The sequence below is a fragment of the Halomonas sp. M1 genome (genome assembly GCF_029581375.1).
Classification (GTDB): domain Bacteria; phylum Pseudomonadota; class Gammaproteobacteria; order Pseudomonadales; family Halomonadaceae; genus Vreelandella.
This window is the reverse complement of sequence record NZ_CP121119.1, coordinates 1,848,049-1,861,301: the sequence shown is the minus strand read 5'-3', so window position 1 is coordinate 1,861,301 and position 13,253 is coordinate 1,848,049. Positions and strand designations below refer to the sequence as shown.

The following is a 13,253-nucleotide window of genomic DNA, read 5'->3' as shown; positions in this document are numbered from 1 at the left end:
GTTAGCCCCAAAGGTTCAGTGAGAGTTCGTCGGTTTGGGCGTTGAGCCGGTAGCCGGTGACGCGCATCGCACGGCCTTCCGTATAGCCCAGGCGCGGGGTGATGAGCGTGAGGTTGCCACCAACAGTGGGCAGTAGCGTCTCAATGGCTTCCACGGTGACGGTATCGCGGCGTACACCCAGGAGGGCCAGCACGCGGGCGGCCACTGCCTCGCTTTGGCTGTAGCTGGCCAGCACGCTGTTAATGGTGATTTCACCGGCCAATGGGTGTCGGTCACGCACGGTGTCATCAGTAGCGACTACGCGGCGAGTTTGGCGGGCAAGACGCGCCCTGCGGGCTTCGGAGACGTTGCTTTGCAGATCCGGCTGAACGGTTTCAATGCGGTCACATTCAAGCGTCACACGCCACACCGGTAAGCCGCCTTCGCCTGCCCCAGTAGCGCTACGGCTGATCGTTGCAATGGCGTAGTCGTGAATAGCGTCAGCCGTCGGCTCTGGCGCTTCCCAAATGCCGAGACGCAGCTGTTGACCAGGCTGCACGGTTAGAAAGCCGGCGATGCTCTCAGCAATGCGATCGAGCAGCTCAAGCGTGTTGGTTTGGGTGGTGAGATAGACGCGCACCGCGCCGTAGGTATTCAGCGTGGCCACGTCGTCTGCATGCAGGGTGTAGCCGCGTGCTGCCGCCAGCGCTTGTGCAATGGCCCCGGCGCGAGGGTCGGCTTGTTCGGCATCGACGGTGAGCGTGCCCGTGGCGTTATCGCCTAGGCGCACATAGCCCTGGTACGCACGGAAGGTGCCTTTGACCGGTGCGGTGCTTTGCAGCTGCGCCAGGCTTGTGTAAGCACCGCCGTTGTCGAGTGCGACACCTCTGTCGTAAACCGCTTGAATTGTGCAGTCAGCCAGTGACGATACCTGGTAGATGAGCTTGGCAGTGTTGACCTGCACTGGCTGGGCGTTACGCACTTCACCGAACACAAGCGGCTTGTGCTCACCGGCGATATCGTCCTTAGTGCCTTCAAGCCCATCGGGCAGTACGTTATCACCCGCGTATGTCTGCATGGGGTGGGGCGATCGCAGCGGTTCCAGCGGGTCGCGCAGCACCACCGAGACTTCGTCATCTGAAAACGCCAGGCGTGCGACGGTGCCTACTACTTGCGGCACGCCGTCGAGAGCCAGCACCATTTCACGGCCATCGACGGCGTAGTCGGCGAGGTAGTCCAGGCCACCATCTACATTGATCAGCGTTGTCTCGCCGTAGCCGCTGCGGCTTTGCTGGAGTAGCTGTCCAGCATAGAGGCCAGCTTCATATAGCCCAGGCTGCTGGATGCGCGGATCATAAAAATTATCTGCCTCATCCATGTAGCGCCCAAGGCTGAAGCGCAGCGTTTGCGGCTGGTTCTCTTCATCGCGGGCTTGCAGTGTGAGCGTCCAGGTCATCGTTTTGCCGCCTCCAGCCGTTTGTCGTCTTCCAGCTTTTTCAGCATCTTGTTGCCGCGCTCGATAGCACCGATCTGGCCCTTGGCCGCTGCGCCGCGTTGGTTATTTGCTGCTGCCAAGTGTTTGTTGCTTTCACGTTGTAGCTGGGCGTTATCGCGGCGTAGCTCAGAGACTTCGCGTTTAAGATCGCGAAGGGTTTCGAGTACGTCGTTATTACCTAGTAGCGGAAAGCTTGGCAGTGACATAGCGCCCATGGATGGGCTGCGGTCGGATAGGTCGCGGAGACGGCCAGCCGTAGTTGCCGGAACGACCATCTCATCTTTGTGAAGCTCCGCTACGTAGCCATCAAATGGCACGTTCCAAAGCCCGGTCGCGTGGGAGCCGTTGACTGTTAGCTGGCCACGTAGCTGTTCCAATAGCAGCGCAGATTGATCAGCCTGACGCTGCGCATCTCTTGCCAGTGATTCGTTGCGGAAGCTACCCATTCTCGAAAGCGCATACAGGTATTCGGGGGAGCCATCACCGAAGACGCGCAGCATCCAGCTGTGCATTTGCTCACGCTCTGCAGCAGTCATATCTGCGCGGGAGGTGTTTTCGTGGATGTAATTTAAAACACGGTCTTCGACGTCTTTGGAAACCTTTCCTGCATGATCACGGGTTGACTCCATAAATGATGCGCGGCGCCCCATGCGGTAATCGACTTCCGCAAGGTGCCCTGCAACCGTCGCTTCAGCGGCGCTTATTTTTCGGCTTAGCTCAACGCGGTCACGCTCAGCCTTTTCAGCCGCTGCACGCTCTTTTTCGATGCGCACGATATCGGCTTGCGCCACTCCAAGGGCATTAATAGAGTCGCGCAGGCTGACCATAGTGGAGTTAAGGCCCACAAACTGATCCGTCGAGCGCGCCATCTCACTCACCAATCCATTCAGCTCGCTAAGCTGGTCGCGCGCCTGCTTTTCCAGGCTGTCAGTATTTAGTTCGGTGCCCTGGCTGGTGCGGTTGAGCGCCTCTAAGCGCGATATGGTGCCGGAGCCATCCTTATCTAGCTGCTGGAAGATCCGCTTCAGCTCTTGGTCACTGGCGAGGCCATTGAACGCGCCATAGAACTCATTCCAGTCGATGAGGCCATCAAGGTTGCTGTCTAAGCTGTCGAACATCGGCTTTAACGTGCTACCGATACCGCCCGCCAAACCGGTCAGACGCATGTTGGCAAGCTCTTGCTTGGTAATGATGCCATCGCCATTCGCATCGACTTGGCGGATTAGGCGGCTGATTTCCGCGTCACTGGCGATGAGGGAAAGGGCGCTGCGCACTTGTGAGACAGTGAGCTGGTTAGTATCCAGGCGGGTTAGCTCGCGGCTCAACTCAAACGCCAGGCGTTCGTCTGTCGGCATTGCCGAGATAACGACTGATTGAAGGGCGTCGCGGATCTCTCCAGCCAAGAACTCCTCAGCACTAATCGACTCAGGCAGCGCTCGGATAGCGTCATAAACGTCTTGCTCAATGCGCTGGCCAGCAGGGCTTGATGCGTTGTACTCACGGTTAGCGTCAAGTACCTGCTGGGCGTACTGGGTGATGTTCTGCAGGGCGTTGCGGTCGCCGTTTTCAGCTAGCACTAGCTGGCGGGCGAGCTGCTCTTGTGCGGTGGCCAAGTTGGTTTCAGGTGAACCGCTGGCAGCCTGCTGCTGATCCAACCAGTTGCCAATATTGGCGAACTGTTGGCTGAGCTGGTCACGCACGCGGGATAGCTCACGCTGGTAGTTGCGTGCCGCCTGCGTCACGTTTTGCTGAACCGTCACTTCATCCTGCATGGCCCATATACGCTCACGCATGGGGCGTAGAGATTCATCAATCGTTGCTAGCTCGCGTTCACGCTCAAGGGCTAGCGCGCCCTCCGAATCGCCCATTAATGCGAGCAGCTCTAGCTGCATATCAAACTGTTGGCTATCGAACGCCTGCCAAGCGCGGCGGGCTTGGGCTTCGGCATCTGCCAGTGCACTTTCCGCATCGCGCAGCATCTCATCAAAGCGTTGGCCAACACGTTCTAGGCCACGCTCGATCTCGACAAGCGCGGGCGCCAGGTTCATGGCTTCGTTGTAGAGTTCACGACCGCTGGCGGTGGTGAGGTCGATACCGTCGACAAGATCCCGCAGGGCATCGGTGCTATTGATCACCTGGCCGGTGCGGGCCGTGAATGCGCCGATCGCTTGAGCCGCTGCCGCCATGGCACGCTCTTGCCGCTCGGTTTCGGTGAGTACGTTTTGATAGTAGAAGTCGGCGCGGGCGCTAAAGGCGTCGATGCCACCGGCAAGTTCTGCGAGATGGCTGGCGGCACTGCCACCGGCCATTGAGGCTGCCAGGGTAGAGCCATGTAGCTGCTCTAAGATCGGGTTGAGTGAGCCAAGGGCGACGGCTAGGCGCTCGACGGTTTCGATAGTGGTCTCACCGCCGATGGCGTACTGGCTGACGTCGCCGACAGAGTGGATGGCCAGCGCGTTAAGCGTGTTCGATAGCCACTCCTGGATCTTCGCCTCAGCGTCTTCAGTACTCAGGCCTTGGGTATCGATCCGCGTTAGGCCGGTGGTGAAGCCCGTGAGCGCGGATGATTGGAAACCCAGCACTTCGATAGTAGCCGCCAGGCTCGCCTCGGTAGCGTCGTAGACTTCTTGTAAAGCGCCTGAAAACTCGCCATCAAGCGAACTGGTTTGGGTACGGCGGCGGGAGCTGCGAAACAAGCCGCCTTTGCTGTGCTGCTCGCTAAACTGATTGCCGGAGATATCGCCGTCAGACACGCCAAGGTTCACACCGCTGCCAGTTTCGTTCCAGCGGCGGCCACCGAAAAGCCCACCGAGCGCAGAGCCTAAGCCAGACCCAAGCAACGCGCCGATCGGCCCGCCAAGGTAAGTACCTGCAACGCCGCCCACTGCGCCCAGCGTATTGGATTGGCTGCCCTGGCCAAATAGTTGGCCACCTAGGTAATTCCCCGCGAAACCAGCTCCCAAACCTGCTAAGCCCTGCATGCCGCTGAAGTTCTGCATGGAGCCGCCAAAGTAGCCGGTAGCCCCGGTGCCTTGCGTGGCCGCATTAGCCCAGCCACCACTGCCGTAGGCCTGAGCGCCGCCAGCACCGCCCCACTGGATGCCGTTAAAGCCGCCCTGAAGGGCTTGCCACATATTGCCCACGCTGCCGGGGCTGATGCCAAAGCCGCCGCTAGACGCGCCACCGGCAGCCTGTCCCCCAAACCCCATGCTGGCCGCCAACTGCACGGTGATAGGCCGAGTGATGGTCATGTGCAGCAGCTCGGCGAGGGTTTGATCCCACATGCGCTTGATGGTATCGGTGGCGTTGCGGCTGCCGTCTACCGCGCCCAGCCACAGGTCGGCAAAGCCGTTATCCAAGCGGCGCAGGCCGTTGGTGCGCAGTTCTTCCATCGCGCCATCCATGGTGTACAGCGCGTTGGTGGTGCTGGTGGCCAGGTCGTCGGCGTCGTTTTGGGCGTCGATGTAGGCGGTTTGCAGCGCGCCGATCATGTAGAGGTATTCGCTGGCCGTGATGCGGCCCATCGCGAATGCGAGGTTCAGCGTGTTTTGATCCTGCGCCAGTTGAACTACTTCGGCGCGACCAGGGCGAAGGCGGTTGCGTAACGTCTCAATGGCTGCGGCTTGGGCGGCGGTGGCTTTGGTGACTTCGTCCGCCGCCTTGGTGGCGGCGGCATTCGTTTCGGCAAGCGCTCGTGTGCGCGTGTTGGTGTCGCGGGTGGTTTGGCCTAATCCCTCCATCGCCTCGTCATATTGGTGAAGTAGCTTTGTACCGCCTTCAATATTATTTAGAAGTTTGGCCAGCTCCTCACGAATTTCACGGCCTTGCTTAATATCTTCAGGTGTAGCAATGGGCAGCGCACCGCCTTCCGGGGTGAGCTGGCCAGAGTTACGCACCTTGCGCGCAACCTCCGCCAACTCGCTGCCCAAACGCCCAGCTTCGACGCGCATGTCGATTAGATCGGCGGTTAGTGAGGCGCGCTTGTTTTCCTGCTGGGCTTCAGTGAGCAGGTGAAAAGAACTGGTGAGCCCATCTACATCAATGGAGGTTTGATACGACTCTTTACCGGCAAGGGTGACTTCTTCGCGATAGGCATACATAGCGCCCGCTGCAGCGCCCAACAGCGTGATAGCAATGCCCAAAGGATTGGCACGCACAGCCGCATTAAACGCCCATTGCGCGACGGTAGCGGAGACAAGAATGGCACGATACGCTGCATAAGCCCCAGCAGCGGCACCCACTACGGTTGCTGTTGTTGTCATCAGGCGGATATGGCCATCTAAGTCGCCGGACGCGAGTGCATCATTGAACCGGAAAATGGTAGTAGCGGTGTTGTTGTAGAAGTCAGAAAGGCGCTCACCCACACGCAGGTACTCTCCAATTTCCAGGCGCGCTTCCTGCATAGCCTGGCCAAGCGTATCTTGTGCACCCGCCAGACCTTGGGCTTCTGCTTGCGCAACACCGCCATACTGCGCGGCTAGCTCACTGAGAATGAATCCCTGGGCTTCCGCAGTGCGGTTGGTTTCCACCATTTCCCGCACCATCTCGCGTTGCGCGGCGGTGAACACGGTGCCCGATCGGGTGAGGGCTGTCATGCCGGTAATAGGATCTTCCAGCGCTTTTGCGACCTGCAAAATGGTGCTGTTCAGGTCAGTGCCCATCGCCGCCGCTAGATCAAGGGCACCTTCAATGGCTTGGTCAAACACTTCGCCGCGAATGTTGCGGAACGTCATCAGCGTTTGCTGTGCTTGCATGACACCTTCGGTGCTTTGCAAGGTCGTGAGCGCCAATGCCCGTGATTGTTCTAGCATCTGCTGCGCTGAACGTTCCGCAGCGCGGCCAGTCGTCTCGATTAACTGTTGCTGACGGAACAGGTTACGTTCCAACAGTTCAGATTCACGACGAATTTCTGCCCATTCGTTGCTAATGCCCCGGATACCCACAAAACCCACCAGGGTCGTCAGCGCAGCGGCAGCCATGCGCTGCATATTGTTTAAGTGATTTGATACCGTCGTCACTTCGTTGCCGGTGGAACGCAACGCTTGTGAAGCCTTGCCGCCTTCCGCCCTGGCGGTATCGCCAAAGTTTTTCAGTGAACGCTCCGAACGCTGACCTTCACGCTCAGTGGTAACCCCAAACGCCTGCACGTCACCTTGGGCATCTTTGAGGGTGCCCGAAAGCTGGCGACCATCGCCTGTTAGGGTGACGCTAAGCGTTAGATTGTTTGCCACGGTGTGTCCTTCTAACGTTTAGTTGCGGGTTTCTTCTTCAGCACTTGGAGTGCGCCTAACTCGATCAACTGAACCTGGTCGATGCGCTCGATCATCGTTTCCTGGGGCAGCCGGTAGATGCTGAGCAAACTAATAAGGGGCGTGAGATCCAGGCCTTCCACTTCGTCTAAGCCTTTGTAGCGCCACTGCCTGCTGCAGCGCTGGAAGAGTTGCACGGCTTCCCAGTTCTCTGGCAGTACCTCGAAGAGATCCGGCTCGGCGGCAGCGGCTTCGGCTTCTTCGGCTAGCTCGCCGCCCAACGTAATGCCTAGCGCGGCGAGGTCATCCTTGACCAAGTTGGGCTGTTCCGTATTGGCTTCAGCCCAATGAATGCCAGCCTCGACTAGATTCGCCCACGGTTCTTTTTTGATACGCTCTCTTGGTACGCCGTGACCAGAGCGGTGCTCGCGGCGGGGTCGTTTTTCACGGCGTGCAGCAGTGCTTCACCCTGTAGCGGCTGGCCGTCTTCACCCGGTACCTCCAGTTCGCTCACGCCAATCAGTACATGATCAAGCAGCAGCGAGTCGGCGGGCATTTCACGCAGCTTGTCCTGCGGCAGTGCTTTGAACTTGGCCGTGAATTTGCCGGTCTGCTCTTTGCCTGCTTCGTCGTAAATGGTGAGTGATACGGGATAGGTATATGAGCGGCTGGTATTGAGTTTGAACACGGTATTACTCCTGATTAACTGCGGTTTAACCGCCGCTTACGCAGCGGTGTACTTGTCGTAAAAGGGTTTATTTGACGACGATGGTGACTTCATCGTTACCGTCGATGGGTTCCGGCATGTAGTTGATGCTCAGCATCTGCTTGCCTTTCACATCGGCGTAGGTGGGCGCTTCGATGCCCACCGAGGGCATGTTGATCTCGATGATGTTGCCGGGGGTTTTGCCGTGGGTGAGCGTGAGCGCCCCGGTCTCTGCGTTCTGGTGTACCGCGAAGTAGTCCTTGACGCCGACGCCGGGGTCTTCGATTTGCAGCGTGCCGGAAGGGCCGCGCCCAGTGATCTCGATGTCGGCACCACCGACGATTTCGGACATGTGCTCCACTTGGCCAGCCATGTTCAGGGTGAATTGACTGAACGGGACGTTGGCACCCATGAAGCTGAGCTGTTCGGTATTCGTGCTGTTGACCACCAACGCTTGCTTCCACTGCGTGAGCGTGACGGCGGGAAGCTCCTCTTGCGTCACGGGGCTGATCAGCCCGTAAAGCGTGAAGCGGATCGTAGGGATGCCGTTACCGTTGAACGTGAACTCTGGCGTGCCATGGGCACCGCGCCCTTTGTGCAAGTTGCCGTCCATGTGAGCGAAGAACACGCAGCTGTCTTCGTTTTCAGACACCGGGCTGTAGGTGACGCTTTCGCCCTCAACGATGACTTCGCTCCAGCCACAGGCACGTAGCATGGTGCCCCAAGGCGGAGGCGTGCCCAGCTCACCACTGGTATTCGCCTCGACTTCGACGACCACCTGAACGTGCTTCTCGCCCGGTGCCTGCGGTGAGTTGCCGTAGTACGGGCGCACGAAATTGCGCTCGATGTTGTTACCGGCCAGCGGTGTAGACGTGATCTCACGGGCGAGAACGGCTTGGGTGGCAGCATCCGGCGTGGTGGTGCCGTCGTTGTATTCGGATTCCAGGGCGACTCTGAGCGCCCGGCGGTTCGTTTTCATACTCACGGTTCGTTCTCCTACCACCGGTATTCAGTGGTGAATACGTCGACCCAGAAAAGGGCGTGACTCTTTAGGCTCAGGATTTGGCCGCGCTGCCATTTGATGGCGCTGTCGCAGTCGTCGGGTATCCAGTTGATCAGGCTGGTCAGCATCGGCTCGCGCAGTAGTGCTAGCTCATCGTCGGTATTGCCCAGCGGTAGGTTGCGCCGCTGAATGCCGGTGACCAGCAGCACCTCCGGCTTCACTATGTGATCGGCTCCGTTGCTCATGTCATGGTGCATGACGGTCTCACGCCCTAGCACCAGCATCCTGCTGGGGTTCTGCTTGGCGTTCTGGGCAGCGTCCACATCAGCGGCTAGCTGTACCTTGGGGCCATCCAGCGTGTTGAGCCGTGCTAGCCAGGGCGTGAGCGAGAGCATTACTTGGCCTCTTTGCCTGTGGGCTCTTCAGTGGCCACTGGCTTCGGTGGCGGTGTTGCCTTTTCCATCACCATCGCGGGATCGCGGGCAATGGCTTTGTAGGCGCTGCCGCGATCATCCAGCGTTAGATACTTCCAAGCGTTCTCGAAAATAACGCCACACACCTGGCGTTTTACGCCTGGTGATTTGGTCTTCACCCGCACCTGCACAGCCTCGCGGAGGCGCGGTTTCTCTTCCTTCTTAGCGCTTTGCTCAGCAGGCGCTGCTTTAATGGTCTGTTTGGCACTCATGTCTGTTGTCTCCATTCGTGCGGGGCTAGAAACCACCGCCGTTAAACACTTGGCGGCCTGGGTTCATTTGCACGCTGCCTGCGCTGCTGCTTCCTTGGCCGGTCGAGATGCCCAGGCGAACCTCACCACGGGAAACCATGCGCAGGAATTTGACGGCGGCGTCGTAACGCTTCTGGACTTGCTCCAGAGCTTGTTCGTCATACAGCCGATAGCGGGCGATATCGCAGGCGTATGAGATGACGATGCGCGGTACCGGCGAGAGCGGTACGGGGTAGCCTGCCGCGCTGACGTAGCCGTCGATCTCGCCGCTGGCGTCGTCACAGGCGCGGTCAATCACGGCGTCATCCATCGCGCCATCCTGATCGTGAGCCAGTGAGAGCAACTCGTCTTCGCCAAAGCGTTCGATAAGATCCGCTTTCGTGCAGTACGGCATGGGTTAGGCCTCCGGCTCGCTGGTCGCTTCCGTCAGCGGGAAGTCGCAGTCTTCCACCTCTAGCGCTGGGTCATCGCGCAGCTGTTGCAGTTGCTCTTCGCTGAGCAGCACCAAGGCAATGCCCGTGCCTTCGCGGTTAAAGCGGAAGCCCGCACGGCGGCGGCTTTTAATGCGGCGCTTGGTGCGCACGAACACTCCTGGCATTTCTTCGATAGGCGGTAGCGCTTTGCCGGTGCCGTCGCCCGTGACGGTGTTGCCCTGGGTCTCGGTGGGCTGGGTCGCTTCGGTCTGCGCCGCTTCCACCGTGGCTGCCCCGTCTTCGCTCGCCTTAGCTTCCTGCTCATCGCAGGGCGCTACGGCATCGGCTGGTGTTTCCGGCGTTTCCGGTGTTGGCTCGACCTGTTCTTGAGGCTGGGCCTCGGTCGCTTCTGCTTTGACTTTTTCTTGCTTGGCCTTGGCAGCGGCGCTTTGCTTACGTGTGGTCATAGGGGTGCTCTCCGTTGCGCAGTGCCCGCCGGGGCAGGCACTGCGAGGCGGTTGAAGGTGGCTTTACGCGCTGGGGAGCCAAGGGTTCTTAATGAGCTGAGACGTACCGGCCCATTCGTTGGTCGCGCCCGCCGCGTTCATGCTGTTATTCAGAATTCGCAGGGCAGCGCCTTCCAAGTTGCCAGGCACCATGGTGTGGGTATGGCGCAGTGCCAGTGGTTTGCCATGATCGCCCTTGATGTTTTGCAGACGCTCACGCGCTGCTTCGTAGTTTTCCGGTGTAAGAGGTTGGCGGGAGCGAACGATCAATTGCCACAGCCCAGCACCAGCGTTAACTCGCCCGTCGGTGCCGAACAGAAACTCATCGGTCATAAAGACGTGATGGCTGTTCAGATCCGTCAATGTGCGGAAGCTGTAGTCACGACGCTTTTGGAAGATCAGTGGTTTGATAGCGCGAGAGAGATCCATGACATACCACGCCGCACCGCTGCCACCCATGTCGTTAGAGACCGATACTTCGTTCCCTTTTTCATCAAGCACGGGATGGTCGCTATCGAATAGCTGCTGGTCGTCATAGCAGATCGGGTTATTAACCAGCACCTCTGCAGTCAGCTCATTAGGGTGTTCGCGACCCTGCCGACCGAACTCCTGGAACGTGATGCCATATTGATTGAAGGTGTCGTCTTCAATCTTGTCGCGAGGAACGCCAGCAGTAAGCTCGAATTTACGGTTCTTGATTGAGAACTCGTTCTCCGACAAGCCGTGAATGACACGCTCGCCGATCCACTCACGCATACGTGGCAGTGACTGGAGCCACGGATACACTTCGGCACCTGTAGTTGAGGGCACGACGGTACAAATTGTTTCATACAGCGAGCCACCGTCGCCCAGGGAGTTAAAGCCTTCCTGGAACTTGGCGTTAAACGCCTGGTACAGCATCTGTAAATTCGATGAATTAATATCCACGGATAGCTCCTTGTTATGCGGTGGCGTAAACGCCGCTGGTGGGGTCAATCAGTACCCAGACGCCGCCGTTTTCATCAATACCATCAACGATTCCAGCGGGTGAGCGTGTATCGGCGCCATCGGTGGCGGCGACGGTGTGGTCATCCACCAGATAACAGCGGTGGCCGATATGGGTATGGGTCAACTCATCAGCTCCGGCGCTGTTGTTGACTAAAAAGCATCCCCGGCGAACCTTAACGGTGTCATCCGAGAGAGGGGTGCTGCGCTCAACGATGCCCACGGCGATCAAACCAGTGCCAGTCGCGCCCGGCACAGCACGCCCCTGTTCATCCAGAACCGCAATGGCACCGGTTGCAATCGGTTGTTCGGGGGATGCAGGGTAGGCTCGGTAGTTGTTCTCGCGACGCGATGTGCGGTAGCTCATGACTGGCCCTCCACTTTAGCGGCCTGGTACTGTTCGGGGGTTAAGCCCATGGCTTTACACACCGCCAGCTGTGTTTCGGTCAGTTCTTCCTTGCCTTGATCTTCCTTGGGCTGTTTGCCCTGGGTTTGTGTCTGACCAGCTTTTAAAGCAGCAATGACAGGCGCGTCTTCCATGTAAGACTTAAGGGCTGCCAGCCCCTGCGCCCGCAAATGAGCAACGTAGTGAGGGCCTGAAATTTTCCCTTCGTCGATGCCCTGCTGAATCAAACGATCCATTTCTGCCTGCTCGTTGGCAGCAGCCCCTGTTCGCAATACCGCCAATACTTCGTCATGCGCGGCCTTGGGTACGTACTGGCTCATGTCTGGTTTAGCGGCGTTATTAACCGCGTGTTTAAGCACAGCAACAGCATCGGTAGCTTTCGCGTCTTCCTTAAGTTCAAGGGACTGACGCACTTCGTCAGCTTCTTTAGCCTTGGCTTTCAGCACGGCGATCGCGCCATCAATCTGCTCATCGGTGGCCTCAGCCGCTAGGTCAAGGGTCAGAATCAGTTGCTCACGTTTCACGGTGTCGATCTCCTGGGCGTCATCATTGACGTCGTGGGTAATCGCCATCCGAGCAGCGGCAAGCTGCGCCGCGCCCTCATCAATGGCGGGGGTGTTGGTCAACGCCAGGTGCAGCAGATCGAGCGGCACGCCGTTGGCGTCGTAGGGGAATACGGGGGAGAGGTAGCGGTATTCGTTGGCGTCGATTGCTGCGCTAGCGGCGGCTGTCCAGGTAATAGAGCCGTAGAGGCCGTCTTCCCGCCACTCAAGCGAACGCGGGTCTAGCCAGCCGGATGCAGGCGCGGGCTTGCCGTTCTTCTCGGCGTAAAGGGTTTGGTGTTCGTAGTCGAGGGCAATGTCAGTACTGCGCCCAGCGGCCAGTTTGATAATCGCTTGAGCCGCTTCGGCAGAGAGGTGCCAAGGGCCAGTGCCTTCAGCAGCCCCACGCGGTGCGTGGAAGGTGCCAGCAGGCATCAGGCGCGTTTTGTCGTTGGTGGTTTGCACGCTGAGGGCGCAAACGGCAACGCGGGGCTTGGGGTGAAGGCTGTGTGTTTTCATGCTCCCAGTATCGCGGCGATACCGGGGGCATTGGATTTAAAGCACTTTAGGAATTTTGGGGGTGTTTCGGCGGGGGCTTGCGATGTTGGGCAACGTGAGGCACGGGCAGGATATGAAACCCCGTTTAAACCGTGTTTAAAAACGCTGCCACGTGGTGAACTATTTTTGCGGCTGCGATGATGCCTGTTAGCCGTTAAACGCCTTAGAGGGGCTTTTAGGGCGCTGCTGTTTTATAGCGCGAGGTGGTCGGCTACTCGCTAGCAAAGTAATCGCTGAGGATCTCCAGCACAACATCCTCATCGTCATCACTTAGGCCCAAAAAAGGGCGAGCGGGAATATCACCCCACAGGTGGGCAAAGTCCGAACGGCTGCCGCCAAATTGTTGCATGGCCGCGTACTGCCGGGTGGAGCCGATTTCCAGCGTGTTGCCTGACACATTGGGAAAGATGGCGTCGGCCAGTTGGGTGCTTTCACCGATCAGTGCATCGTCTCTACCCTTGCGGGCGATGGTGACAGGGCTATTGCCCTTCCAGGCGGTGCCATCTGGCGCGGTTTTAGTGGCAAAGCGTTGTTTGGTGCTCTCTACCAGGTACTCGCCAATCTCTTGCAAGGGGTCGCTCAAATCACCGCTGTGCTGCACCAGACGGTTGAGCGCTTCCAATACCTGCGTGTTATCGACTTGGATCTTGGCGGCGGCCATGGCTATACTCCTGTTATCGAACCCGTG

13 protein-coding genes are annotated in these 13,253 nt (G+C 58.7%); all 13 read right to left on the bottom strand.

The genetic code is table 11. From position 1 onward, the window contains the following. Position 1 precedes the first annotated feature (1 nt). Positions 2 to 1,435 carry a hypothetical protein gene (locus P8S54_RS08465; RefSeq protein ID WP_281444036.1) on the bottom strand — a complete coding sequence of 478 codons (1,434 nt, stop codon included), beginning with the start codon at positions 1,433 to 1,435 and terminating at the stop codon, positions 2 to 4. Continuing rightward, entirely contained in the window at positions 1,432 to 6,705 is a 5,274-nt protein-coding gene (locus P8S54_RS08460) for an EF-hand domain-containing protein (protein WP_281444035.1), read from the bottom strand. The genes P8S54_RS08465 and P8S54_RS08460 overlap by 4 nt, the downstream gene beginning before the upstream one ends. Before the next feature lie 11 nt (positions 6,706 to 6,716). Continuing rightward, positions 6,717 to 7,040, bottom strand: a complete 324-nt coding sequence (locus tag P8S54_RS08455) for a DUF1799 domain-containing protein (RefSeq protein WP_281444034.1) — start codon at positions 7,038 to 7,040, stop codon at positions 6,717 to 6,719. Between the two features lie 47 nt (positions 7,041 to 7,087). After that, the gene (locus P8S54_RS08450) at positions 7,088 to 7,411 is read right to left on the bottom strand and encodes a hypothetical protein (protein ID WP_281444033.1); all 324 of its coding nucleotides are present in this window, start codon (positions 7,409 to 7,411) and stop codon (positions 7,088 to 7,090) included. Positions 7,412 to 7,478: 67 nt separating this feature from the next. Continuing rightward, the gene (locus P8S54_RS08445; RefSeq protein ID WP_348651280.1) at positions 7,479 to 8,408 is read right to left on the bottom strand and encodes a phage tail tube protein; all 930 of its coding nucleotides are present in this window, start codon (positions 8,406 to 8,408) and stop codon (positions 7,479 to 7,481) included. 17 nt (positions 8,409 to 8,425) lie between these two features. After that, a complete protein-coding gene (locus P8S54_RS08440; RefSeq protein WP_281444031.1) occupies positions 8,426 to 8,827 on the bottom strand; it encodes a hypothetical protein in 402 nt (133 codons plus the stop codon). Beyond that, positions 8,827 to 9,117 (bottom strand): hypothetical protein, encoded by a 291-nt coding sequence (locus P8S54_RS08435; RefSeq protein WP_281444030.1) that lies wholly within the window; start codon positions 9,115 to 9,117, stop codon positions 8,827 to 8,829. The genes P8S54_RS08440 and P8S54_RS08435 overlap by 1 nt, the downstream gene beginning before the upstream one ends. 25 nt (positions 9,118 to 9,142) lie before the next feature. Next, entirely contained in the window at positions 9,143 to 9,550 is a 408-nt protein-coding gene (locus tag P8S54_RS08430) for a DUF1320 domain-containing protein (RefSeq protein WP_281444029.1), read from the bottom strand. Between the two features lie 3 nt (positions 9,551 to 9,553). Then, on the bottom strand, positions 9,554 to 10,036 hold the full coding sequence (locus tag P8S54_RS08425) for an HI1506-related protein (RefSeq protein ID WP_281444028.1): 483 nt from the start codon (positions 10,034 to 10,036) through the stop codon (positions 9,554 to 9,556). 63 nt (positions 10,037 to 10,099) lie between these two features. Beyond that, positions 10,100 to 11,002, bottom strand: a complete 903-nt coding sequence (locus P8S54_RS08420) for a Mu-like prophage major head subunit gpT family protein (protein WP_281444027.1) — start codon at positions 11,000 to 11,002, stop codon at positions 10,100 to 10,102. Positions 11,003 to 11,015: 13 nt separating this feature from the next. Beyond that, a complete protein-coding gene (locus tag P8S54_RS08415) occupies positions 11,016 to 11,426 on the bottom strand; it encodes a hypothetical protein (protein ID WP_281444026.1) in 411 nt (136 codons plus the stop codon). Continuing rightward, positions 11,423 to 12,526 carry a phage protease gene (locus P8S54_RS08410; RefSeq protein ID WP_281444025.1) on the bottom strand — a complete coding sequence of 368 codons (1,104 nt, stop codon included), beginning with the start codon at positions 12,524 to 12,526 and terminating at the stop codon, positions 11,423 to 11,425. The genes P8S54_RS08415 and P8S54_RS08410 overlap by 4 nt, the downstream gene beginning before the upstream one ends. A 250-nt stretch (positions 12,527 to 12,776) precedes the next feature. After that, positions 12,777 to 13,226, bottom strand: coding sequence for a phage virion morphogenesis protein (locus P8S54_RS08405; RefSeq protein ID WP_281444024.1), 450 nt, complete (start codon positions 13,224 to 13,226; stop codon positions 12,777 to 12,779). Between the last annotated feature and the right edge of the window lie 27 nt (positions 13,227 to 13,253).